We start from the raw sequence: 25475 nt of genomic DNA on the forward strand, positions 1-25475 counted from the left end.
ACGATAAAACTAAAAGGCCTTTTCGAATGTGGCGATCACTCAGCATCCGCACGCAACTGTTCATGTTGACCTCCTTAATGTTGCTCGGCATTACGATCATTACCCTTTCCTTAGCCTATTTTCTTGACCAAAAAGAGCGTCAAGAACTCGCGATCGAGTTATCGCATACCCTAAACAAGGCCATGAGTCACGACATGCTCAAAGCCGTTGTCAGCGACCAAACCGACGTTTACTCCGACCTCTCTTTTCGCTTGTCACAATTTGAATCGGTAGACCAGGTAGTACTCTACAACGAACAACAGAAAGCGATTTTCGAATATTCACGGAAACATAAAGATGAATACAGCCATCTAATCCGTGAGGCCACGACCCAACCGCGCTTTGACGGGGAAGACCTTTACGTCAAACATCCACTGATGGTAGACAACCATCGTTTTGGCGATGTCATTTACATTGTCGACATGCAAGATCTGACCACCCAGCTCAACCAACATTTAACCTATCTCATCATCGCTTTTCCGCTAGAGCTTTTGATCGGATTCTTCCTGACGCATTGGCTAAGCCGTCGCTACTCGAAACCGTTTGAAACACTGGCCCAAGCGATGAAAGAGAGTGAGCCGACCCAGAACCGATACCCCGTATTACAAACCCAGTCCAAAAACGAGGTCAAATCACTGTTCGACGGTTTCAATCAGATGATGTCCCAGATCTCCGAAACCACCCAACAAATGCGTTATCAATCCGAACACGACCTGCTCACGGGGCTCTACAACCGTTACTATCTTGAAAATCAGCTTCAACAAGTGCTTAAAGACCTTAACAACCCCTCCCATGCTCTGATCCATATCGATCTGGACCAATTCAAGCTCGTCAACGAAACGGCCGGTTACGAAGCGGGAGACGAACTACTGAAGATGATTGCGCTCGAATGTCAGAACACCCTGCCGGAAAATGCCTTAATGGCAAGAACCGACGGTGATGACTTCTTTATTCTGTTACGCAACACCAATGAAAAAGAGGGACTTAACTTCGCCCGGCAATATTTGAAGGGTTTACGCGATTTCCGTTTTTCATGGCAAGGCCAGGCTTTCTCGGTTTCCGCTTCCATCGGAGTGGTTATCTTCCAGCCATTTATCTACACCATCGAAGAATTGTTCAAAGCGTCCAACAATGCACTTTATGCCGCTAAAGCTTCGGGGCGCAATAAGCTCTACCTATTCCGCCCGGAAGACGACCTTTCCTCGAGACGCAATCAGGAAGTCATCACCGCCGCCTGCATCAAAGAGGCACTATCGAACGGTCCGTCGCGTTTCGAGCTGTATGCTCAAGCCATCGTTCCGTTACAGAAGGAAAGCGAACAGTTCAGTTACGAAATTCTGTTACGCCTATGGGACAGTGAAAACAACCTGATTCCTCCCGACAGTTTTCTTCCAACCGCAGAACGCTATCAACTGATGGCGGAAATCGACAGTTTCGTATTATGGCAATACCTCATACAAGTAACCGAAAATCCCGAACACCTAAACCAGTTGCATTCGGTTCATATCAATCTCGCCGGGTCGTCACTTAACCATCCCGATTTCCAAGCCCGAGTCAAAAAGGCGGTTCAGAACTTCAACTTCCCTTGGTACAAACTGGACCTGGAACTGACCGAAACTTCCGCCGTTGGGAATTTCAGCCAGGCGAAACCTTTTATCGAATGGTTGAAAAACATCGGTATCGGTTTAGCATTAGACGATTTCGGTACCGGCATGTCTTCGTTCGAATACCTCAAAAGCTTACCGTTTGACGTTATTAAGATAGACGGCAGCTTCGTCAAAGATATGCATACAGACCCTTCGGACAAGGCGGTTATTCGTTATATTCAAGAAATCAGCGCATTACGCAATCAAGAAACCGTCGCCGAATATGTGGAAACCGAACAAGATGTCATTGAACTCACACGCATCGGCATTACTTACGGCCAAGGCTATTTCCTAGGCAAACCAAAACCTTTAACCGACTGGCTCGATAATTCATGAATTCACCCTCTTTATCCAACCTACGTTCATTGCTGCAAACCCATCAACATCGATGTCTAGTGATTCTCAGCGGTCAACCCGACTGGCAGATTCGAGAACTTGCCGGACTCTGGCAATCCGACGAACGGGTTTTATGGATTGGAGAAACGGCAAACGAAACCATTAAAGGTTATGAACCGGAAGCGATTCCAAGCAAACGTCTTCCGCACTACCTTGGACAGGAAGCCGACGGCGTCATCATCGATCTAAGGCAAGGTTACAGCGCAAACACCCTAGGCATTGTGGCCGGCCTGATTCGCGCTGGTGGGTTACTGGTACTGTTGACTCCCGATCTTGATCAGTGGCGGACCATGTCGAACCCTGAAAACGCCCGATTCTTGAGCAGCCCTTACACGATCGATCAGGCCACCCACTATTTCAACGAACATCTTATCCGCCAGTGGCAAAACGAACAAAATCACCAAGTAGTATGGTGCCACCAAAACGATCCACACAAAGACACCTTGACGGACATCACTCGACAGCTCGTCGAACAAAAAAGTTTGCCGCCAATCCAACTGCCCACCACAGACCAGAAACAAGCGATCGAAGCGATCGATTCGGTTGCTTTCGGGCATCGGAAACGCCCCCTTGTCATCAGCGCCGACCGGGGTCGGGGCAAAAGCAGCCTACTTGGTATCGCCGCCGTTGAATGCCTGATAAAAGGAAAACAACACATTGTCCTGACCGCAAGTCGTCTCGACCAGGTTCGCGTCGCTTTTGAACAAGCAATACACCAAATTAAAAACCTCTATCCGCAAGTGGAATTAACTGCGGAACAAGCGGGACGGGTCTGTTTCAACTATCAAGACGAAAACAAGGTCTTCGAATTTATCGCGCCGGATCAACTGGTACTGCAACCGACGTCGGCCGATGTGTTTATGGTGGACGAAGCCGCCCATCTACCCACCCCGTTACTGACCCAACTACTACAACGCCATCATCGCATGGTGTTCGCCACCACACTGCACGGCTACGAAGGTTCCGGAAGAGGGTTCGAATTGCGCTTTAAAAAAACCTTGAACTCCCTGACGCCGGATTGGAAAAACCTTCACCTGAACCAACCAATACGTTGGGCGCATAACGACCCGCTGGAACAGGCCGTCAATCGCGCCTTATTGTTGAATCCGGCGCCCTTGGAAGAGAGCGAAATCACTTCGAAAACGTTCGATTCGTTACAACAAGAATCTTTGGAGCTCCAATCGCATTCCGCAGCCTCTTTGTCGGAAAACTCAGAGCGCCTCCACGAGGTTTTTAGCTTGCTTGTACAGGCACATTACCAAACGACTCCAAACGACTTACAACAACTGCTCAGTGCGCCCAACCTAACCATTATTACGGCGACTTACCAGCAGAAAATCGTTGGCGTAACGCTTTGTGTCGAAGAGGGCAAAATCATGCCCAACCACCATCGTGTGCACGGCCACTTGGTTCCGCAGTTGTTGGTTAAAAATTATGCTCAAGCCAATTTCCTGATGTTGTCGACCTGGCGCATCATGCGTATTGCCGTCCACCCACAATACCAACGCTTAGGCATCGGTAAGCGACTGCTGTCCGAACTTAAAGCCAAAGCCCAATTGGCTCGGGTAGATTATTTAAGCAGCAGCTTCGGTGCGAGCGAAGAATTGCTGCCGTTCTGGTTTCATCAAGACTACCGTCCGGTGCACGTCGGTGTAAAACGCGACAAGGCCAGCGGCAGTTACAATCTGGTCGTCGTCCAAGCGCTTTCTTCCATGGCACAACAGGCTATCGCTCAAATACAACGGAATTTTCAGGCACAATTCCCTCACACTTTAATGGAATCGTTGCCGTTCATCTCCGCACCGATGATTCTATGCATCCTGCAAACCTTTCGCTTCAAAACCCAACAACCTCAACTGGAAGAAGCACTACGCTGCTTCCTGGACGAAAAGCGTGCTTACGAGTCCATTAGCGGACAGCTTTGGGAATGGAGTATCCGCTCTCCGATGAGACTGGCAAAAGCCTCAAAACAGGAGCAGGCAATCTGGTGCGACAAGATCTTGAAAAAACACAGTTGGCAAGACGTGGCACATAACCATCATCTTGCCGGCAGAAAAGGAGTGGAGTCCGCTTTAAGAGAGATCGGAAGAAAAATCTAATCCATAAAAACAAAAAGCCCGCATTCAACGGTCGAATACGGGCTTTTCGATGAAGATTCGAAACCGTGATTAAATTTCAAACACCACCGTTTTATTGCCGTGAATCAACACACGGTCTTCCAAGTGGAAGCGTAAGCCACGCGCCAAAACGGTTTTCTCAACATCACGACCCAAACGTTTCATGTCTTCAATGCTGTGAGCATGATTCACGCGAATCACGTCTTGTTCGATAATCGGACCCGCATCCAAAACTTCGGTCACATAGTGACAAGTCGCCCCGATCAGTTTCACGCCACGCTCGTTAGCTTGGTGATATGGACGGGCGCCGACGAAAGAAGGCAAGAAACTGTGGTGAATATTGATTACTTGGCCACTATAGTCTGCACACATCTGCGGAGGAAGAATCTGCATGTAACGCGCCAGCACAATCACATCCGCATCATACTGCTTCACTAATTCCTCTGTCTGCGCAAACGCCTGCGGTTTGGTTTCCGGAGTCACAGGAACATGATGGAACGGCACGTTGTACCACTCCACCATTGAACACAAATCGTCGTGATTAGCAATCACGCACACCACTTCGCCCGGCAAGTCTTTTTCATGCCAGCGATACAATAAATCAGCCAAACAATGCGATTCTTTAGAAGCGAACAAAGCGATCTTTTTCGGTTTTTCCGAATCCGAAATAAACCACTCCATTGAGAATTTATCGGCGATTTCGGCAAATCCGCTTTCAAACGCCGCTAAATCCTCTTTTAAGGAAGAAGCTAAAATTTCATGGCGCATGAAAAACCATCCGTTAACCGGATCGGTATGGTGGTTGGCTTCGACGATCGTCGCCCCTTTGTCCGCAATATACTGGGCGACACTTGCAACAATACCGACCTGATCGGGACAAGAGATGACCAAACGATAAACTCGACTCATAACGACTTACTTCCAATTTGAAAAACAGTGATAAATTGAGCAATATCATAGCAAAATCAAGCTAAATAGCGAGACCCAAAACCCATTCTCGGGATTGGATTTCACCCACATCACCTTAAATAACCATAGAAAGCCTTTTTCGGCACACGGATAAACCTCCGGACAAGCACATTCAAATTCCATCCGAACGGAGCTCTAATCCCCTTCACCATATAAAACCCGGGCAAACTTAGTTATAATTTGCAGCAAACTTACAGTCTATGGATTTCATTAATGAAAATTGTCTCGTTCAACGTTAACAGCGTGCGTTTACGCCTGCATCAATTACAAGCTTTAACCGACCAAATTGCACCAGACATCATCGGTTTACAAGAAACAAAAGTTCAAGATCACGAATTTCCGTTGGCCGAAATCGAAGCGATGGGATATCAGGCAATTTTCATGGGACAAAAAACCCATTACGGCGTTGCTTTATTGTTTAAAAACGAACTTGAACTGGTCGACTTTCAAAAGGGTTGGAAGCATGATGGCGACGACGCTCAAAAACGAATGATCATAGGAGACTTCAAACTTCCGAACGGTGAACAGGTTCGCGTCATCAACGGCTACTTCCCTCAAGGCGAAAGCCGCGACCATCCGGTGAAATTCCCTGCCAAAGAGAAATTTTACGCCGATCTGATGCAATATTTGAATGAAGATTGCGATCCGAATCAATACCTGAGCGTCATCGGGGACTTCAACATCTCTCCGGAAGACAAAGACATCGGCATCGGCGAACCGAACCGCAAACGCTGGCTGCGCGACGGCAAGACCAGCTTCCTGCCGGAAGAACGCGAATGGTGGGCAACCCTTTTAAACTGGGGCTTGGTGGATACTTTCCGCACCATCCACCCCGACGAAGACAATCTGTTCAGCTGGTTTGACTACCGATCCAAAGGCTTCGACCGCGAACCGCGCCGCGGCCTGCGCATTGATACCGTCCTAGCGACCAAGCCGTTGAACGAAAAAGCCATTGCCAGCTCGGTAAGCTACGACGTGCGCGGCATGGAAAAGCCGTCCGACCACGCGCCGGTATGGACCGAATTTAAACTTTAATAAAACCACTTTACGTACGTTTTATAACAGGAAACCCTATGTCAGACACACATACGCTTAAAGTGGTTCATATTGAGCAATATACGCCGCAGATCTTCAAACTTTTAATGAAACCGGATTTCCCGATAACTTATGCCTCGGGCCAATACATCATGCTCGGTTTCAATACCGAAGATTTAAAACCTTTTTCTATAGCCGCCGCTCCACGCGAGGACGGCTTGATTGAATGCCATATTCGTAAACAACCCAATAACGAATGGATGGATCGGCTTTTTGAAGTCAAAGTCGGCGATTCTTTGGTCATGCAAGGCCCGAAAGACCAAATTTCTATAAAACCGGCACATACTCCGATCATTTTCGTTGCCGGAGGAACCGGTTTTGCACCGATGAAGGCGTTATTGGACGAATACCTCAGACAGCACACCGAAGTGCCGTTGCATTTCTACTGGGGGGCTCGCCAATCTGAAGACCTGTATATGCACAAGGAGATGTTGGACCTTGAGCGCAAGCATGCTAATCTTGTTTACGTACCGGTCGTGTCCGAAAATGATCCGAATTGGCAAGGAACAACCGGCTTGGTGCACCTTCAAGTGCTTAAAGACTATCCGACCTTATCACACAAAACCGTTTATATGTGCGGCCCTTGGCCTATGATCGAAACGGCGAAGCAGGACTTTATCGATGCAGGGTTGGATCCAATTGCGTGTATCCACTGATGAAAAAAACGCTGAGTAGCTTGCTCATCTTCTTCTCCACAGCCGTAGTGGCTGAGGAGAGTGTGCCCGTACCCGGAAAACAAGACCTCACCAACATCACCCCCAGTGCTTACGACCTCTGTATTCACAACATGCTGCTCAACGGTTCCGACGACCTTACCGTCGGTCAAATCCGTCAAAAATGCGCTAATGTCGAAACGCCGGAACAGCCCTTAAGCAAACGTCGTTTAAGTGAAGTGCTGACTGAAAAAAATCCGTTCGTCATCACCCCTCATCGCCTCAATTATTTAATGATCGGTTACTATATGCCTTCGGTGAACGAAGACCCGTTTCAGGAACAAAATCCCGATACGCCTCTGCATTACGAAGATTTAGAGGTTCAGTTTCAACTTAGCTTTAAGTTCCCTCTTGCCAAAAAAGTCATTTACGACATGGTCGATATCTATGCGGCCTATACCAACCGCTCTTTCTGGCAATTTTTCGACGACAGGGACTCCATCCCTTTCCGCGAAACCAATCACGAACCGGAAATTTGGGCGGAATTTCATGCGGACATGGATATTTTCGACTTCAATTTGCACAAAGTGCTTGTCGGAATCAACCATCAGTCAAACGGCCAATCGGGAACATTGTCACGTGGTTGGAACCGTGTGTTTGTTCAAGGGTTGCTGCAAAAGCAGGACGGTTACCTAAGCTTTAAAACCTGGCAACGTTTTAATGAACAGGATGAGTTCGATAATAGCTTCGATTACGCAAAATATCTCGGTGACTATGAAATCGAAATGGGTTACCAGCGAGGCAAACACACCGTCGGCCTAGCCCTACGCAACCGCTACGTATTCAATCAGTATGGTTCGGTGCAATTGGATTATACTTATCCATTAACCAAGAGAATTAAAGGTTATGTGCAGTGGTTCAACGGTTACGGCGACAGTCTGATCGATCTGGACCATCATACCAATAAGATCGGAATCGGAATTGTTCTAGCAGACCGGATTTAAACTCAGTAATTCCATCCCGGCATGCCTAACAAGGCCATTAGCAAGGTAAAGCGAATGCAGCAGGTCTCTTTTAGAAAACTCATGCGGAAACAGATTCTGTTGGCAATAGCGATCAGCCTGCTTATCAGCGCACCTATCACCCTCATTCCCGGTTACTTCATTTTCACTAACAACATCCAAAACGAACTTGAACGTCTTGAAACCCATAGTTATCAAGAGATCAACCAGCAGCTTTCGACCGGCTGGCAACCCCGCAATGTCGAACGCATTCTCTCGAACCTTAACCGGCAAATGCCCGAAGCTTCTTTCTATCTGCAAAAAGCACCGACGTTTTTAAAGGATCAAAAAACAGATTCCACTTTGGGAATTATCCAAAACCCGGCAATTCAAACGCTCGTCAAAGACGTGGAAAAAACACTTCAACCTACGATTCAAACCCGTTTTTTCGAAGGCTATCTTTACGCCGCTTACCCAATCAAATTCAAAGACAAATGTCTAAGCTGTCATGCGCGTGAAGTGGCCGAAGGCACCATCTATCCGGGCTTACTGGCCGGCACCATTGCATTTAAAGCGCCAATTTCGGTTTCACATTTATCTTCGGCGTCCCTGCTGATATTTTTCCTGATTTTCATCGTCACCTTCGTTTTCATCGCGCTGATATTGAGCGAACATTTCTTACAACAAAAACTTCTGACCCCGATTAAAGCTCTTTCGTTGCGTATTGCTAACTTAAAATTGGATACCCACCACCAATCCCTTGACTGGCAACGTACCCCGCAAGAAGTGGCGGAAATTGATTGGATAGATGAAAATATCACGGAAAACATTCAGACGATTCAAAGAATTTACAGCAAACTGGATGCCTTGATTGTCACCGAACATGAAACCGGGCTTTTTCATCGAAACCGCTTCAATGAAGTGATTCAATACGAACTGCTCAGAAGCAGACGTTACCAACACCGATTCTCGGTCATTACCGTGAAATTGCTTCACGTGAAACACTTACAGACACAAACTGATCAGGAAACACCCAAAAAGAAACAGAAAGAAGCGGAAGTTCAGGCATTCAGTCGGTTATTGATGCTCAACTCCCGTGTCACCGACTTTGTATTCCGCATTACCGAAGACCTGTTTGTAATCGTTGCACCCGAAACCGATCAGGAAGGCGCTAAAATTATGCGCCAACACCTATCTCAACGTTTGGAAACACCGAAAGAGTCGTCCGAAAACCAATCTGCCGAACAGCAAGAAAACCAACCACCGCTCTACGAATTCGAATTCCAACTGGGCTATGCAACTTATGAAGAAGACGGCTTAAGCGCGAAACAGATTATTCACGAAGCCATAAAACGGATGCAAGCCAGTGATAAGGCGATACGTTCCTAAGAACCCCGCCTAGGGCTTACTTCTGCTGCTTCTCAAGTTGCAAGATCGCTTCTTTATAGGTCAAGGCCGCTTGGCGATCCTCCCCTTCCGCTTCATAGCATTGTGCCAGTGCATGAAAGGTCTCGATCTCGGCACGTAAGCTTAAACTCTTTTTCAAATAACTCTGGCCCAATCCCCACAGCTGACTACGGCAAGCCAAACGCCCCAAACTTAACAACAATACCGGATTCTCCGGTTGCTGCTTAAGCCACGGTTCGGCCTTTTTCAAGCGATCGAACGCCGGCCCCAGACTCAAACGACCATATTGATAAACCAAGCGGTCATTCCATTGTTTTTTCAGACTCTTCTCAATCCGGTCGGCCAGCCCAACCTCTTGCTGCCAACCAATTCGTTGCTCGACATACTCCGCTAAAATCTGGGGGATTAATTTTTGGCGGTTATCTAATTGCTCCCACAAGGCATCCAATGCTTCTTCATTAGTGACACTGGCCAACTTACCGGCCCATATTTGAATTTCAATCTCGGCGTATTCATTACGATCCACTTGACGGCTACGCTTCAATTCCGGCATTAAAGATTCAAGCATCTCCCACTGCTGCAATTCCCGCAGTAAACGCGAATATTCCACCAAAACGGTCTGTTGCTTAGGCTGTTGTTCATGCAGCGCTTCAAGAATGGTCAGAGCGACTTCCGGCTGCTTATCCGACAACAGTCGTGCCTCGACTAAACCGATGGTGACGTAATCCTGAGGATATTCGATTCGAGCCTGAGCCAAATATTGATCGCGACGATCAAATGCATTTTGATTATCCGCCATTTTAGCGGCGCTTAAATAATGAACCAAACCGGCCTCACTATGCTTGGCACTTTTAATCAACTGCCTTTCCGCTCTCTGCCAGTCACCGTATTCCAAAGCAATCATGCCTTTTGCCATGGCGTTTTCAGCCTTGGTATAGCGTTTCATTTTGCGGTGCTTACGCCAAAAACGCGGGAAATTCCAGACATTCAATAACAAACGTACGGCAAGATAGATCAGCAAGAAAACGACTACCCCGGCAGCCAAAGCAAAACTTAAACTGGTTTCGATGACCCAATCGCCCCACACCATCGATAGATAGCCCGTATCATGCAACATCAACGTCGCCAATACGGTACTTGCTCCAAACACCAGCGCCCAAACAACTACCTGTTTCATGAAAATCCTAACCGTTTGCTATTACCATCATTCCAAAAGAGCACTGCAACAACTTGCCCGCCATTGAATTGAAACCTACATGCCATTATTGACACTTACAATTGCCAAAGGCTTTCTAGACATCAAGGCCTCTTGACCGAATTTATCCACCACCGCTTGAAATTCGGACTTTTGAGAACCGAAATGCAACGCAACAAACTCCGAAATCTGATTCAATGCTTCGTTTGCATCGCTCTCGGAACGTACCTGCAAAGCCCATTCCAAACGGTCAATCAACAGATATAGCCGCTGAATCAAAACATCGTGCTGTAAAGCCGATTCAACCGAACTCAACTCGTCACCCGTTTCGCGTTTTTTCAAACTGACCAAGCCGCTCAACTTATGTAATAAGTCATCCATTTTTGAACCGCTTTCGTTTTGCTTTTCGACATTCGCAGACATTTCGTCAGCGATAGGCGGCACGCTCGTTTTTGAACTTAAATCCGGTCGAGGCAACTGCCCGACCAAAGCTTTCAGTTCAGCCAACCATTGTTTCTGTTGCTGTTTTTGACGACTTACCTGATCACTATATTTCGCGACATCGCGCAGATCTTCACCAATGATACGCCCCACTTCGACTTTATCCGCCAACTCACTCAAACCGATGGCCTGTTCCAAAGCCATCAACTGTTGTTGGGTTTGCGCTGCGTTGCCCTGAAGTAGCCACTGAGTATTAATTTCAACTATCCATTGCTGAATTTGATAATTATTCAATGGCTTAGGCGGTTGCATTGTTTCAGGCGGTTTGGATTCCTGCTGCTTCTTAAAGTCCAACAGCTTATTAATTTCTTCACCGACCTGCCCTAATTTCGATTGAACCGTTTCCTCAAACTGTTTCAGGCCTTGCAAATCTGCTTCCGAGGGCTGTAGAGCCTGCTGAGCTTTCTCCGCCAACGCATCCCACTTGCTTTCCGCTTGCTGGCCGATGGCATCCAACTGCTGCTGTAACTGTTGCTGAAGTGTCTTGATCTCTTGCTCTACTTCGGATTTCAAACCGTTCAAATCGCCTTGACTAACCAGGGGCTGATTTTCCGGACGGCTCAGCACCTCGGCAATTTTTTGATCGATGGACTTCTGCTGTTGCTCGATTTTATCGACTAATAATTTATTGGTTTCATGCAACTGAACCACTTGAGTTTGTAAACGATTGATATGTTCGATCTGCCAATCCTGATCGGGACGGGTATAAAACAACACCGCAACCACAATCGCCATACTGATGAGCCAAACGGTTGTTTTAGTCAACCAAGCGGGCAGTTGGGCTAACGCTTTCGATCCTTTACCGGATTGGCCGGAAGCAGATTTTTCGCTCGTTTGCCGATCAGCCTGCTCGGCACGCTGTTGCGCCCGACGACGAGCATTGGCGTCACCGCTTTGATTATTCTGAGCACTGCCCTGGCCCGCTTCATTCACCACTTCACCGTCAATCACGCGGCGATCCGCTTTTGGCGTTACCGGTTCTGTCATGATTCTATCTTCCTTACAATCGTTGTAATACTTTGTGCAATACCATCATCACTTTGCGTCGGCACGATGACGATTTGTCCCTGCCAACCTCGCTTTTGCGCCCACATTTGAATCCTTTGACTAAAGACCACCAACGGCTGCCCCCTCAACCAATCCGACCAGGCCTGTCGATTTTCGGAAGACACGCCTTCAGCATTGACAACGGCCTCCATCAAAGACTCCAAGCCGCTAACACTGGTGGCCAAAACAATCGGTCGAGGACTCTCGATAAACAGACGCCATATTTGCTGACACAAAGGTAAAGGTCGGCGGCGATACAATTCCCAGGCGACCACTTCGGCCCCTCTTTCCACGAAACTGTTCTCCAACAATTCACGTCCGCCCCGACCTTTGACAATCAATACACGCTGACCGTTTAAATCCTGTAAATCCGGCAGCTCCAACAAAGCCTCACTGTCAAAACGTTCGCCTTCGGCCGTTCTCATCTCCAGACCGGCTTTTCTCCCGGCATTAAGCGTCGCTTGACCGATTGCAAACAATTCAACCGTCGGTTTCGGCTGCGTTGGAAATTGTGCGGCAAAGGCTTTGACGGCATTGGCACTGATAAAGACCAGTTTATCGAAACCGCTTAAATCATGCTTGGACGGCAACGATAACATTTCGATTTCAATGGTCGGGCAAGACAAAGCATGCCCGCCAAGAAGTTCTACACGTTCCCGTAACGCTTCTGCCTGATCGACCGGACGCGTATTAAGAAGAGTGAATTGCGGCATTTCAGCCCCCGAAACGATAACAACTACCTACGCACGTTCCGCGGAATAAACCGCATCCAAAATGTCCTTAGCACCCTGATCCAACAGTTTTTCAGCTAAAGCGACACCTAAAGCATGCGCATCATCACGCTTACCTTCAATCGATGCGTTTAGAATGGTCGAGCCATCCAAAGACCCGACTAGCCCGCGAATTTTGATCTGCTCGCCGTCCAGTTCCGCAAAAACACCGATCGGAACCTGACAGCCCCCTTCCAAACGATGGTTCATGGCACGTTCCGCCGTGGTACGAATTTCGGTTTCGTGGTGGTTCAATACCTTGATGATCGCAAGCGTCTCCTCGTCTTCTGAGAAATATTCGATACCCAATGTTCCCTGGGTTACAGCCGGCAAACAGACTTCAGGTGCCAACTCATGACGGATACGTTCGTCTAATTCCAAGCGCTGCAAACCGGACGTGGCCAAAACGATCGCGTCGTATTCACCGGCATCCAATTTACCTAAACGGGTTCCGACATTTCCGCGCAGGTCACGCACATCCAGATCAGGGCGCAACGCCATCAACTGTGCCTTACGGCGCAAACTGGAAGTCCCCAGAATCGCACCTTGCGGCAAGTCGTCGAACGAAGCGTATTTATTGGAGACAAACGCGTCGGTCGGCGCATGACGTTCCAAGATTGCGCCTAGGGCAAAACCCTCTGGCAGTTCCATCGGCACGTCTTTCATAGAATGCACTACAATATCGGCTTCTCCAGCCATCATGCGATCTTCCAACTCTTTGGTGAACAGCCCCTTACCACCGATTTTAGCCAAAGGAACGTCAAGAATCTTGTCACCTTTAGTCGACATCGGCAACAATTCAATCTGTAATCCAGGATGGGCTTTTTCCAATTCGGCTTTGACAAATTCTGCTTGCCACATGGCTAAGGGACTTTTTCGAGTTGCGATACGCAAGGTTTTTTTCATAGTGCTTTCCAATTCGTTTTTATTGCCGGGCATCGTATTTGCCGGAGATTTTAGACGTACTTTTATGTTATCCGGCCATTTTACTGAAAATAGGGTGAAAGTTTTAGTTAAAATAAGGCCTTAATGCCAAGTGACATGAGTTTGCTTAAGTTGAAACACACCGACTTGCCGATCCGTCCAAATGTAATCCGAACGATAAAGCAGAGGTCGGTTTACATGATGCTTTGTGCAAGCTTGCTGCTAGGCGGCATTCAAAGCGTACATGGCGAAAATAATACCGCGTTTAAAGAATTAAACGACCTGCAGCAATTAGCTGAACGCTCGAATCGAACGGGGCTGCCCATCATGCTGATGTTTGGCGCCGAGTGGTGCGAATTCTGCCAACAATTAGTCGAAGAAGTCTTCAACCCGCTGGCAATGAGAGGTAACTACGACGGTAAAGTGGTTCTGATGCGCCATGGGGGTGTAGACGAACAAGAACGAATACCCGGCTTGGACGGCGAACCGATTAAAAAATCGCAATGGGCTTACAAACTGAACGCCGATTTGACGCCTACGGTGATTTTTATCGACGGCCGTGGTAAAGAGGTGGCACCGCGAATCGTCGGTATAGCCAACATCCACATGTACGCAGGCGTGATTCACCGTAACCTGAACATCGCATACGAAAAGATGGGCAATCCGTTACGCATACCGGCCACACCCGAGTTGTACGAAAAACAACTCCAAAAACAGCTGCTTAACCCTTAAAATTTTGTAATTCTTTGAGAGAGTCATGACAACACAGAACAACCTACACAATCAGGAAAAACTATCCAGCGCACGTTTTAGCGAATCAACCGATGCGTTTGTGGAAGAGTTTACCGCATCGATTCAATTCGATAATCGTATGTATAAACAGGATATACAGGGTTCGATCGCTCACGCCAAGATGCTGACTAAAGTCGGGATTTTAAATGCGCAGGAATTGGAAGACATCATCAAAGGTCTGACTCAAATCCAGGCAGACATCGAAGCTGGCAAGGTTGAATGGTCGATCAAACAAGAAGACATTCACATGAATATCGAGTCGCGCCTGACCGATCTAATCGGCATCACGGGTAAAAAGCTGCATACCGGACGTTCGCGTAACGACCAGGTCGCGACCGACATCCGTCTGTATCTACGTGACGAAATCGATGCCATTCTGCCGGAGATGAGACGTCTGCTTGCTGGATTGGTTGAACTGGCTGAACGTGAAGCCGATACCATTATGCCCGGTTTTACCCATTTGCAAACTGCACAACCGGTCACGTTCGGACACCACATGTTGGCATGGTTTGAGATGATCAAACGCGATGTTGAACGCCTTGAAGACTGCCGCAAACGCGTCAATACCATGCCGTTGGGTTCGGCAGCGCTGGCTGGCACAACCTATCCGATCGACCGAGCTTACACGGCTGAGCTACTTGGATTCGAGCGCATTAGCGAAAACTCTCTTGACGGCGTTTCCGACCGAGATTTCGCCATCGAATTCACTTCATTTGCCGCGACGTTGATGATGCATCTGTCACGTTTCTCGGAAGAGTTGGTATTGTGGTCTTCGGCACAGTTCCAGTTCATCGATCTTCCGGATCGTTTCTGCACGGGTTCATCGATTATGCCGCAAAAGAAAAACCCGGATGTACCGGAACTGGTACGCGGAAAAAGCGGACGTGTATACGGCCACTTGATGAGTTTATTGACCCTGATGAAGTCGCAGCCTTTGGCTTACAACAAAGACAATCAGGAAGACAAAGAACCGTTGTTCGACACCGTTGATACCGTACGCGGAAGCCTGCGTGCGTTTGCCGATATGGTTCCGGCGATCATCGTCAAACGTGAAGTGACTTACGAAGCGGCCAAACGCGGATTCTCGACCGCAACCGACTTGGCGGATTACCTGGTTGGAAAAGGGTTGGCATTCCGCGATTCCCACGAAGTGGTCGGGTTGGCTGTGGCGCACGGCATCAAAACAGGTGAAGATTTGTCCGAAATGTCGCTAGAAACGCTTCAAGGTTTCTGCGATAAGATCAGCGACGATGTCTTTGAAGTACTGACGCTGGAAGGCTCTGTTGCAGCACGCGACCACCTGGGCGGAACCGCGCCAAACCAAGTTCGTGCAGCAGTCATGCGTGCTAAAGAGTGGTTGGCTTGATAAGCAAGCGCTAACCGCCTGCCAAGCCTATTAAAGAGTGCTTAAATAAAAAACGGCTGCATCAAATAACTTGATGCAGCCGTTCTTTTTATCAGATGAAATCAATACGGACGGCTTATTCAAAGCCGACTAAACAAATTTAAGCAATTTTGGACTTGGACTCCGGAAGTAGATCCGAGTACGCCACGATTCGGTTGCGTCCGCCGTCTTTGGCCTGATACAGTGCCTGATCGGCATGATGAAGCAATTCCATTTCATCCGCCACTTCGGTTTTAGGGAACGAAATATACCCCAAACTCACTGTAAAACTGATTTCCTGGTCGTTGATTTTCAATCTCGAATCTTCAACAACTCTACGAATGCGTTCCGCCGTGTTCCAACAGTTCTGTTCGGAAGCTCCGGGCAAAATCACCAAGAACTCTTCCCCGCCATAACGAGCCAAAACATCGCCTTCACGCAAGGTGTTCAAAATGGTTTTGGTCACCAACACAATCGCCTTATCTCCCACCAAATGCCCGTAAGCATCGTTGATATTCTTGAAATGATCGATATCGATCATCAATACACCCAACGGCGAGTCGTTACGCTGCGTACGCTTGAACTCCTCTTTAAGTCGTTTCAAACCGAAACGGCGGTTGTAAACATTGGTCAAACCGTCCAAAGCGGCCAGCCTCTGCAAACTTTCATGCGCCATCGCATTATTAAGAGCTAATCCCATCCCTTGACGGAACATGTTGATCATACTGATCGACTGATCGTTAATGTGAACCGGAGACGCTAACACGAACACCCCTAGATTCTGCTGTTTAAACAAAATCGGCACGACCACAATCTCTTGGGGACGGAAATGCGTTAAGAGACCATCCACTTCGATATTTTCCGGCAAAGTGATGCGCTCTATACGATAGTCGTCCATCGCTTTGATAATATAATCGTGTTGAACAATTTGTTCCGCACTGACGATACCCTGGGCATACACCATCTTCATTTCGCCTTCGTCTTCGACAAACAACCCACCGGCACTGCATACGGTATGTTCAATCAATAGATGAATTGCTTCTTTTGCCAAGCCTTCCAGCTCAAGATTGGACGATAAGGCTTTTGAAAAATTGGTGTAGACGTATTCGACTTCATGAGCGCTTTGCAGCGCCTCGACCATTTCGTTAAAAGCACGGGCGCTCTCGCCGAATTCGTCATCCGAAACCGCTTCGATAAAACAACTGTCGCCCATGCAATGCACGTCCGATTCCTGATAGGTTTTATCGTTCACAGTCCCCTTAATCAACATCATACGGTCCGCCAACTCTTTCAAGTGCGGTCGCACTACAAAATGCACTAATCCGAAATTCATAACACCCATAAAGAAACCCGCCATCAGAGAAGCCGTATAAAACAACGGCGTCATGACATTAGCTTCCGGAATACCTAACAAAATCATGAACGGCGGAAAGACGAAGCCGACCACCAGGCCGAGCGTCACCATCCAAATAAACTGATCCGTAAAAATCTTGCTGGTAATTCTTGGCATATGCATATTCAGAGGGTTCCTTTAATTTAGGGACTTTAATCTTCCAATTGAATGACCGAACGTACCTTCATGTCTTTATAAACAAAGCTATTCAATGCGGCCAGATCGATCAAGCAGGCCAGCCCTACAACTTCATAACCGACCTTTTCGCATAACTCGGCCGCCGCACCCATTGAACCACCAGTCGCAATCAAGTCGTCAAGCAATACAATTCGGCTACCGTCACCTTGTTGCATTTCCAGAGTATCCGAACCGTACTCCAAACCGTACTCGATTTTAGCGCAAACATTCGGTAACTTACCCGGCTTGCGGACTTTGATGAAACCTTTGTTCAACTTGTACGCCAAGGCCGAGGCAAAAATAAAGCCGCGGGACTCAATTGCAGCCAGATAATCGACTTTAGCCCATTCTTCTTCGGTAAACAGTTCACTCATCGCATCGATGGTTTCAACGAAATGCGTCTTCAGCAATGGCGAGATATCACTGAAAATAATGCCCGGCTTCGGAAAATCCGGGATCGAATCTAAATATTGGGCTAATGGGTGTTGTGACATATGTACTTCCTTTCACTTAACGGCTTTCAATATGGCAAAGCCTTGCGAAGTTAAAATGCATTATTCTAACAATAACTTAATAAAAACAATGAAATTTACTGATCGATGGATAAGCAAATATCACCCTAACGGGTGATAACGCTTAATAGAGGTTATTTCTCGACTTGTTTTAACGCAATCAAAGTCGTGCGGGCATCTGCATTACCGTAGTGGTCGGCCATGATTAACCAAGAGAATCCGGCAGATTTGTCTTGCTCGACACCAAGGCCGTTTAAATACATTAGTCCAAGTTTGTATTGCGCTTCCAAATTGCCTCGTTGAGCCGAAAAATTAAACAACTTAAATGCCTTGAATAAATCCTGAGGCAATCCGGTGCCTACCTCATACATTTTTGCCAAGTTGAATGCCGCTTGGGGATTCCCTTTCTTATACGCTTCGTGAAATAAGTGGGCGGCCATCGAATAAGATCGCTGGACACAACGTCCATCACGATACATGACTCCCAAACGTTCTTCGGCAAGTGAAAAGCCCTTAAAAGCACCGTTTTCATACAGATTAAACGCCGAGGCCTGGTAACCTCCCGATTCCATTTGGCTGGCTTTTCTATAAATCGCATAAGCGTAGTGCTCATCCGCCAAAGCTTCCATGCTGTCTTTAGGAAAGGCTTTTGAAGAGATAAACACCTTCCTCCTTACCCATTCCGGAATGGTGTTATCTTTTAACCACATCTTTAAATCCGGCAAGCTTGGCCGATTGGATGGATTCTTATCCGTCATCCACACAATTAAATATCGCCAAAAAATCGGCAATCGATTAATTTTTCGAATCGAATGATGCGTATGCGCCCACATCTGATCCATAGGATCGTTCACTTTATTCAAACGATAAATGTGCTTGCCTGTCAGCGCAAAAAACAAAGTACAACCTAGCTGATAAATATCGCCTTTTTCATCACACTGGCCATTCAATCGTTCCGGCGGGCAATAACGGCAATCTTCGGGTAAAACTTCGGCTTCATAAGAAGTAAGGGAGGGAATGGCATGCTCAAAGCCAATCAAATAGGAACTTGTATCCGACATCACAATATTATCGGGCTGAATTGAAGTATGCACAAAGCCTACGGCATGTAATTTTTCTAAGCCATTGACTAAATCTTTAAGCAGTTTTTTTGCCGTTTTTTCCGTCAGGCCAAAAGGCTTAATATAGGTTCGCGCTAAGGTCTTTTTACCGACATAATCGAAAAACAACAAATAGTGAAAACCGACCTTACGAATTTCATTAAAGTTTGGAAACTCAGAAAACGCATTTAGGTATTGCAATAAATCCTTTGTGCGTTTGATCGCATAATGATTTTGTAAGTTATCCAAGACTTGGATAGTCTGTTTTATATTACCTTGATCAGTATGTTTGACGGCATTAAAAAAACGAACCGGCCGACTCGTCTTCAACGGTTTGATTTTAGTTAAATCTGGCTGTTGCGCTAAAATGGAACTAACCTCGTCAGACATCCTTTTCTCCAAATGTTTTCAGACGTATCGAACTAGAATAAAAAAACCAACCCTTAACGAGCAATTATCATATCTTGTAATAATTTTATTGACTAGGAAAAAGGTTTACAAAAGCGGTATCGGATGTATTCATATTCTCTAAATCACGCAATAGAAATATTCATTTTGTAACCGATTTCCGTTCTAAGCTTAAACGGATTAATAATAACTCTTTGACACCAACTTAAAAGCATTTATCCCAAAACAAGCTAGAAAACAACCGACTCCTTAAAGACCTTTAAGGGGAAAGTACATGCTCTGTTCAGAGAAACTCAAAAACATCGTTTTCTGAATTCTCGTCATCACAACACAGTAACGAATCAATAGAACCCATGTCACTTGTCCCGTCCGGTGCACAATAAAAAGGATTTTTCTCGACTAAAATCATCTCCTTAACTCCAATCCCTCCATGCCCATTTTCTATATGAACATTGATGGAATGCAGGTCAGGAAGAGACTCCGCATCATTAGTGAAAGAGTTGACACCAGCTTCGGTTATTTTCAGTTCGCCCGTTATGGAATCTATAATAAACAGATCATTACCATCCGCATCCTTAAGATTTTCAGAAATAATGAATTTTGGAAGATCACACCCTAAGCCATCCACCGAAATTTTGGCCTGCAGTTTCAAATCGCCTTCACTTCCATAATAATCCATTTCATTCGGGATGATGACCGATGCGATTACTATTGGTTCATCTTCTTCTACATTATTAGTGGTGCCAAACAGATGAAATTTTCGAATAAAATTCTCTACGCTGGAAGCAACACCAGAAAGCATTCCTGAAGACACGCTACCTGAATAGGCTAATCTTTCTACAAGCGCTTCTCCTCCAGAGTTTGCACTTGATACAGCATTATTGCCCGCGCCTGTTTCTTCTAGGTTTTCAATATTAGCACCTTCTAATATTGCTTTTTTCAAAGTATCCGCATCAACGCCATTTTCTGTAACGGGGTCAGTTGAACTCCCTAAGATATCTTCATCTAGCAGCATTTCGGTGTCTCGGCCCAGAGTCAATATCTCACCATTATTTAAGGCGATACTCACGCCACTCATCGCTGAAGTTAAAATGATATCTCCAATAAAAACCTCATCACCTTCTTTTAGTATGCGAACTTCTCCACTATTTGGATTAATAGCCTGGACAAACCCCGTTACAACATTAACTTTTCCTGCAATAACTGACATAACACATCTCCATCGACGTATAACGCAAACTTCTATGCTTACGTAAAATTGATTATTAAGTTATTGCATATACTACCTATAAAAAATGGATGTCTACTGTACTTGCGTACAATTAGGTATTTAATAAGAAAAAACATTAAATTTATTATGATTTTTTCTCAAAAAACATTCTAGTCAGTTGAAATCACTAAATTCCAGGCATAAAAAAAGGCACCCAAAAGGTGCCTTTAAATTAAAGATTAAAAAGATTTTTCAGTAATTATTGATTTTGATAGTCGATATTATTGTCATCAACCTGAACTTGAAGCGTATCATTTTGATCCAAGACGGTATCAATCACCACTTGGGTGTCCGTATTCCCATCTTTATCCGAATCAATATTCAGAGTAGTCGTACCTTCATGGTTATCAACAACCATATTCAAATAATCACTTAAACTCTCGGAATTTTGTGGATTTCCATCGATAACTTCACTCAAATCCAGTACATCTTCAGTTACATCAAAGTCTTTGATTTCAACTTGAGACACACTGTCGTCAATCACAAACTGATCGGAACCATCTTCTGCATAAAGAATGCTATCAACACTAACCAATCCGTTTACTTCAAAATTATCAATCGTTGCATATTCCTGAGAACTCGTTGTATTGGCATGCAAATCTAAAGAGAAACTTCCATTCTCATCCAACACGACATCAAAACTGTAATGATCACCATTATCGCCACTAGATCCGGAATATGTATCATGCTCAATGCGATCATCATTACGATTAGCATCGGTTACATTAATATCAAAATAATCTTTATAGGATCCGGTTGATTCCCATTCGTCATTTACCAAAAGGTCAAACTCAACGGTAACCGCTTGTCCTGCATATTCAGAGCCAAAATTAAATGTTTTCTGTGCATGCTCATCATCTTGAATCAGCATTTTCCCATCAAACTGACTTACCTCTGAGCCCCAACCTGAAACATCAGAATCAAAGGATTCTTTATAATTTAATGCCGTTAAACCTGTAGAGGTAAACAGTAAATCAAAATCTGTCCAATCTCCGTTTCCATCAGTAGCAACTACAGATAATGTCGCCGTCCCGGCATTTGCACCAACTAAACTATAAGAACCTGTAGCAAAGTTAAAGTTCAAACTACCACCAATAACATTATTGACCGTGATATTTCCACTCGCATCAGCATCCGAAGCATTATAAGTAGTATCGCCGAACTTAACTGCTGTAATGCCTCCGGAAACACCTTTACCATCGTCACCGAAATCAATATTGTTCAATACGTTACCACTAACGGAACCATCAGCTGTAATCGCAATCTCATTCGCGGCTGTCGGGACAGATTCAAGATCAACGTTAATACTGACAGAAAAATCAGTCGCATCTCCGTCAGCATCCGAGGCATTCACTGTGAATTGAAGTAAAGTATCCTTATCGAAATCGTTAGATCCCGCATGGTAAACGTATTCTCCCGTCTCAAAATTAAACTTAAGGACACCAGATCCTGCTATAGGCATACCTACAGAAGGGAAATTACTGCTGGTGTATGTCACACCATCGACGACAATACTATCAATCGATATTGTTCCATCACCACCACTCACATTATCAAGCACATTACCCGATACAACACCTGTTACATCCGAAGGAACAATCACTGAACTTAAATCATTCGCGTCGTCTACTTCTTGTACCGTAGTGTTTCCTGCCGTCGCCAAGACATTTAGATAATCAGAAGCGGATGTTTCTAATGCAACAACGTGTAATTCATCGACATAAGTATCTACAAAATTATCCCAACCAGCTAGGTAATCCTGATCTAAATAGGTACCTGCTGAACTTGCACTTCCTCCATCAGGGTTCTCTGATGTTGGCTTACCGTCGGAAATGAAATACGCAACTGTTTGGTCAGCAACCGGCTCCGAATAGCTGCTATAGGTTTCAAAAACCGCATCTTCGTAGTTCGTCGAACCATCTGCCGTTAATGCATTGATTGTGCTGATAGCATCAGAAGCGCTCATCCAGTTAGCAGAAGCTTGGCCTTCTGAGCTAAAGGTAACCAACTTAACATTAACACCGCCATTATCTTCATAGGCAGTAATCATGTTGGCTAGAGCCGCTTTTGCAAGGTTTAAACGGCTTCCATCCATACTGCCGGAAACATCCAAAGTAATAACAACATTGGTGGTAACAGAGGTATGACCAGTTAAATCCAAATCCTGTTCTTCAGGGATAGAAACTGGAACTTCGTCTCTAACTTCAATATTGACAGTAAAGTCGGTCGGATCCCCATCGAAATCCGATGCATTAACACCAAACGATAGAGTTTCATAACCGGCAAATTCATTCGCATCTGCGGAATAAGTGTAGTCGCCTGTTGTAAAGTCAAATACAAGCTGTCCTTTACCATCAATAGCAACACCGGATAGCGGCAATTGGGTTGTGCCATTACTGCCATCTGCAGTATACGTGACGCCATCCACGACGATACTATCAATCGATATCGCTCCATCTCCACCACTAACATTATCAAGAACATTACCTGATACAGCACCCGTTACATCGGCAGGAACAATCACATCACCCAGATCATTTGCATCATCCACCTGTTCTACCGAAATATTTCCAGCCGATGCCAAGATATCTAGATAATCAGAACTGGACGTTTCCAATGCAACAACATGCAGCTCATCCACGTAAGTATCAACAAAATTATCCCAACCATTTACATAGCCAGCGTCCAATAAAGATGGGCCTTCATTGCTTCCATCATAATTCTCGGATGTCGGCTTACCGTCAGAGATGAAGTACGCGACTGTTTGGTCAGCTGCAGGCTCTGAATAGTTGTTATAAGTCTCAAAAACTGCATCTTCGTAGTTTGTCGATCCATCCGCCGTCAACGCATTGATTGCACTGATAGCATCAGAAGCGCTCATCCAGTTAGCTGAAGCCGTTCCTTCAGAATTAAAGGTGACCAACTTAACATTAACGCCGCCATTATCTCCATGAGCCGTGACCATGGTAGCCAGAGCTTCTTTGGCAAGACTTAAACGGCTTCCATCCATACTGCCGGAAACATCCAACGTGATAATAACATTGGTGGTTATTGAAGAATCGACGCTATTAAACGTAAGAATCTGAGTTTCATCAACACTGGTAGGCGCAGTATCGGCCTGTGGAGTCACTTCCGTAATAGTTTGATCAATGTTGACATTGATCTCACCAAGAGCAGAATCACCATCCGAATCTGTCGCCAATACAGGTAAATTTAATGTCTGATCACTTGGTTCAAGAACCTGGATACCATCTAACAGCACAGTAAATGTATTTGAACCCGTACCCTGGATTTCGACACGCGCAAATGGCGTATCAGAGCTGTAAGTAACTTGTGTGCCATTTACAACCGAATAACTCTCGGAACCGACCTGGTTACCATATTGGTCATAAGATACAACAGTGAATGCCGCTTCCGAAGTTTCAGAACCTTGAACTCGGTTAATCGTAAACTGAAAACTTGATACTAAAGCATCATTCAATCCTGCTGGTTCAGAAGCTAAATAATCTGAACCTCCAATCACATTTAGATTGTCGACAAACTCGAAAATCAAACGCTCTTCACTGTCAATGGATTGACCACCACCGACCGCAAAACCTTGCGTACTATTATTAACGGTAGCTACAGCCCCTCCATCAAGAGTTCCACCATCACGTCCAGTCATTAATACATCAATTGAAGAGCTTCCAATGTTACTAATTCCATATAACGTATCGTTACCTGCCGTCAGACTATCTGGAGCAGGGAAAGACTGCATATCTGTAATAGTTGTAAAAACACCGTCTGAAACATTACTAACGATATAACTACCATCAGAGCTCAAGGTAACCATAAATCCGGTTACTGGCGTACCGCTAACAGGATCTGTTGCAGCAGTTAACTGTGTACTTTCAGCATTAACCGTCCAATAAAGAGGTTCACCATTAAGGTACAGAGCATCGCCATTACTATTAAGAACAGGAGAATCTGTCGTAATACCTGAGAAAGAAACGGAGCCATATCCGTCTGCACCTATACTAACATCAGTATCACCCGATACAGATCCCATACCAGGGACAACGATTACAGAATCGTCGCTGATGATAGGCATATCATCCTCTATCGTGATTGACAAAGTACCAATATCAGCTGGATTAGCACCGTCACTAATAGAAACATCCAACGACAATGAAAGCGTATCTTCAACACTATTTTCCGGATGAACAAACGGAGCAAGTAACTCAACTTCATAGTCAACACTAGTCGGTACTGAAGAACCGCTCATATCAAGAGTAGTCGAGCCGCCATTTAAAGTAATACGAATCACATCTTGAGTACCATCGTTACCAATCAATACAGCCTCGTTATTCTGATCGTAAGACCAACTAATCGTTGTTCCACCAACTACCGTATTCGTTGAAGGTTCAACCAACCCAACTGTTAATGGATAAGTACCATTACCTGTAATGGCGAGTGAACCCGTTGCAGATGCATCATTCGTCGTATCATTACTTGGAGAGCTAATACTACCGACCGTATCGATATTTCCACCATTTAAACCTTCTTCAGATACAAAATCAGAAGCATCGCCGATCGTTGGCACAACATCAACATCATCAATCGTCGTGGTCACGGTCGCTGCGTCGTAGCCGACATTTTCATAAACACTTTCGTTCGTGAAGCTGCCGTCATTCAACGAG

18 protein-coding genes are annotated in these 25475 nt (G+C 45.6%); 8 read left to right on the top strand and 10 right to left on the bottom strand.

Features of this window, described 5'->3' with window-relative positions:
* Nucleotides 1–26: 26 nt before the first annotated feature.
* Both ABY044_RS08720 and ABY044_RS08725 read left to right on the top strand, forming a co-directional pair.
* On the top strand, nt 27–2021 hold the full coding sequence (locus ABY044_RS08720; RefSeq protein ID WP_373019945.1) for a putative bifunctional diguanylate cyclase/phosphodiesterase: 1995 nt from the start codon (nt 27–29) through the stop codon (nt 2019–2021).
* On the top strand, nt 2018–4180 hold the full coding sequence (locus ABY044_RS08725; RefSeq protein WP_373019946.1) for a tRNA(Met) cytidine acetyltransferase TmcA: 2163 nt from the start codon (nt 2018–2020) through the stop codon (nt 4178–4180). The genes ABY044_RS08720 and ABY044_RS08725 overlap by 4 nt, the downstream gene beginning before the upstream one ends.
* A gap of 69 nt (nt 4181–4249) precedes the next feature.
* Here the strand turns inward: ABY044_RS08725 and purU are convergent, their stop codons facing one another.
* On the bottom strand, nt 4250–5107 hold the full coding sequence (gene purU, locus ABY044_RS08730; protein WP_373019947.1) for a formyltetrahydrofolate deformylase: 858 nt from the start codon (nt 5105–5107) through the stop codon (nt 4250–4252).
* Between the two features lie 273 nt (nt 5108–5380).
* Here purU and xthA point away from each other — a divergent pair, with 273 nt between their 5' ends.
* From xthA to ABY044_RS08750, 4 genes are read left to right on the top strand one after another with little or no spacing between them, the layout of a single operon-like run.
* Nucleotides 5381–6202 (top strand): exodeoxyribonuclease III, encoded by an 822-nt coding sequence (gene xthA / locus ABY044_RS08735; protein WP_373019948.1) that lies wholly within the window; start codon nt 5381–5383, stop codon nt 6200–6202.
* Between the two features lie 38 nt (nt 6203–6240).
* Entirely contained in the window at nt 6241–6918 is a 678-nt protein-coding gene (locus ABY044_RS08740) for an NAD(P)H-flavin reductase (protein WP_373019950.1), read from the top strand.
* Nucleotides 6918–7919 (top strand): phospholipase A, encoded by a 1002-nt coding sequence (locus ABY044_RS08745; RefSeq protein ID WP_373019952.1) that lies wholly within the window; start codon nt 6918–6920, stop codon nt 7917–7919. Before ABY044_RS08740 ends, ABY044_RS08745 begins: the two co-directional genes overlap by 1 nt.
* A gap of 54 nt (nt 7920–7973) precedes the next feature.
* Nucleotides 7974–9305, top strand: a complete 1332-nt coding sequence (locus tag ABY044_RS08750; RefSeq protein WP_373019954.1) for a diguanylate cyclase domain-containing protein — start codon at nt 7974–7976, stop codon at nt 9303–9305.
* A gap of 16 nt (nt 9306–9321) precedes the next feature.
* Here the strand turns inward: ABY044_RS08750 and ABY044_RS08755 are convergent, their stop codons facing one another.
* The 4 genes from ABY044_RS08755 to hemC all read right to left on the bottom strand — a co-directional run bounded on the left by ABY044_RS08755 (nt 9322) and on the right by hemC (nt 13742).
* Nucleotides 9322–10500: a heme biosynthesis HemY N-terminal domain-containing protein gene (locus tag ABY044_RS08755; protein ID WP_373019955.1), complete on the bottom strand. Its 1179-nt coding sequence runs from the start codon at nt 10498–10500 to the stop codon at nt 9322–9324.
* A 75-nt stretch (nt 10501–10575) separates the two neighbouring features.
* Nucleotides 10576–12006: a hypothetical protein gene (locus tag ABY044_RS08760; protein ID WP_373019956.1), complete on the bottom strand. Its 1431-nt coding sequence runs from the start codon at nt 12004–12006 to the stop codon at nt 10576–10578.
* Nucleotides 12003–12779 (bottom strand): uroporphyrinogen-III synthase, encoded by a 777-nt coding sequence (locus tag ABY044_RS08765; protein WP_373019958.1) that lies wholly within the window; start codon nt 12777–12779, stop codon nt 12003–12005. The genes ABY044_RS08760 and ABY044_RS08765 overlap by 4 nt, the downstream gene beginning before the upstream one ends.
* Nucleotides 12780–12806: 27 nt before the next feature.
* A complete protein-coding gene (gene hemC / locus ABY044_RS08770) occupies nt 12807–13742 on the bottom strand; it encodes a hydroxymethylbilane synthase (protein ID WP_373019960.1) in 936 nt (311 codons plus the stop codon).
* Between the two features lie 216 nt (nt 13743–13958).
* Between hemC and ABY044_RS08775 the strand changes: the two genes are divergently transcribed.
* Together ABY044_RS08775 and argH are read left to right on the top strand one after the other, a co-directional pair.
* A complete protein-coding gene (locus tag ABY044_RS08775) occupies nt 13959–14492 on the top strand; it encodes a thioredoxin family protein (protein WP_373019962.1) in 534 nt (177 codons plus the stop codon).
* Nucleotides 14493–14517: 25 nt separating this feature from the next.
* A complete protein-coding gene (gene argH, locus ABY044_RS08780) occupies nt 14518–15918 on the top strand; it encodes an argininosuccinate lyase (protein WP_373019963.1) in 1401 nt (466 codons plus the stop codon).
* 139 nt (nt 15919–16057) lie between these two features.
* Here argH and ABY044_RS08785 read toward each other — a convergent pair whose 3' ends face one another.
* From ABY044_RS08785 to ABY044_RS08805, 5 genes are all read right to left on the bottom strand, one after another.
* On the bottom strand, nt 16058–17452 hold the full coding sequence (locus ABY044_RS08785; protein ID WP_373019964.1) for a diguanylate cyclase: 1395 nt from the start codon (nt 17450–17452) through the stop codon (nt 16058–16060).
* 29 nt (nt 17453–17481) lie between these two features.
* Nucleotides 17482–18000, bottom strand: coding sequence for an adenine phosphoribosyltransferase (locus ABY044_RS08790; protein WP_373019966.1), 519 nt, complete (start codon nt 17998–18000; stop codon nt 17482–17484).
* 152 nt (nt 18001–18152) lie between these two features.
* Nucleotides 18153–19508, bottom strand: a complete 1356-nt coding sequence (locus ABY044_RS08795; RefSeq protein ID WP_373019968.1) for a Sel1-like repeat-containing protein kinase family protein — start codon at nt 19506–19508, stop codon at nt 18153–18155.
* Between the two features lie 301 nt (nt 19509–19809).
* On the bottom strand, nt 19810–20736 hold the full coding sequence (locus ABY044_RS08800; protein ID WP_373019970.1) for a retention module-containing protein: 927 nt from the start codon (nt 20734–20736) through the stop codon (nt 19810–19812).
* A gap of 259 nt (nt 20737–20995) precedes the next feature.
* Nucleotides 20996–25408: a VWA domain-containing protein gene (locus ABY044_RS08805; protein WP_373019972.1), complete on the bottom strand. Its 4413-nt coding sequence runs from the start codon at nt 25406–25408 to the stop codon at nt 20996–20998.
* Nucleotides 25409–25475: the final 67 nt, after the last annotated feature.

The sequence above is a fragment of the Thiomicrorhabdus sp. genome (assembly GCF_041583835.1).
In the GTDB taxonomy this organism is placed as follows: Bacteria; Pseudomonadota; Gammaproteobacteria; order Thiomicrospirales; family Thiomicrospiraceae; genus Thiomicrorhabdus.

Coding starts and splice junctions, on each gene's coding strand:
- ABY044_RS08720 (WP_373019945.1), top strand. CDS start 27: ATGTGGCGATCACTCAGCATCCGCACGCAACTGTTCATGTTGACCTCC.
- ABY044_RS08725 (WP_373019946.1), top strand. CDS start 2,018: ATGAATTCACCCTCTTTATCCAACCTACGTTCATTGCTGCAAACCCAT.
- purU (WP_373019947.1), bottom strand. CDS start 5,107: ATGAGTCGAGTTTATCGTTTGGTCATCTCTTGTCCCGATCAGGTCGGT.
- xthA (WP_373019948.1), top strand. CDS start 5,381: ATGAAAATTGTCTCGTTCAACGTTAACAGCGTGCGTTTACGCCTGCAT.
- ABY044_RS08740 (WP_373019950.1), top strand. CDS start 6,241: ATGTCAGACACACATACGCTTAAAGTGGTTCATATTGAGCAATATACG.
- ABY044_RS08745 (WP_373019952.1), top strand. CDS start 6,918: ATGAAAAAAACGCTGAGTAGCTTGCTCATCTTCTTCTCCACAGCCGTA.
- ABY044_RS08750 (WP_373019954.1), top strand. CDS start 7,974: ATGCAGCAGGTCTCTTTTAGAAAACTCATGCGGAAACAGATTCTGTTG.
- ABY044_RS08755 (WP_373019955.1), bottom strand. CDS start 10,500: ATGAAACAGGTAGTTGTTTGGGCGCTGGTGTTTGGAGCAAGTACCGTA.
- ABY044_RS08760 (WP_373019956.1), bottom strand. CDS start 12,006: ATGACAGAACCGGTAACGCCAAAAGCGGATCGCCGCGTGATTGACGGT.
- ABY044_RS08765 (WP_373019958.1), bottom strand. CDS start 12,779: ATGCCGCAATTCACTCTTCTTAATACGCGTCCGGTCGATCAGGCAGAA.
- hemC (WP_373019960.1), bottom strand. CDS start 13,742: ATGAAAAAAACCTTGCGTATCGCAACTCGAAAAAGTCCCTTAGCCATG.
- ABY044_RS08775 (WP_373019962.1), top strand. CDS start 13,959: ATGATGCTTTGTGCAAGCTTGCTGCTAGGCGGCATTCAAAGCGTACAT.
- argH (WP_373019963.1), top strand. CDS start 14,518: ATGACAACACAGAACAACCTACACAATCAGGAAAAACTATCCAGCGCA.
- ABY044_RS08785 (WP_373019964.1), bottom strand. CDS start 17,452: ATGCATATGCCAAGAATTACCAGCAAGATTTTTACGGATCAGTTTATT.
- ABY044_RS08790 (WP_373019966.1), bottom strand. CDS start 18,000: ATGTCACAACACCCATTAGCCCAATATTTAGATTCGATCCCGGATTTT.
- ABY044_RS08795 (WP_373019968.1), bottom strand. CDS start 19,508: ATGTCTGACGAGGTTAGTTCCATTTTAGCGCAACAGCCAGATTTAACT.
- ABY044_RS08800 (WP_373019970.1), bottom strand. CDS start 20,736: ATGTCAGTTATTGCAGGAAAAGTTAATGTTGTAACGGGGTTTGTCCAG.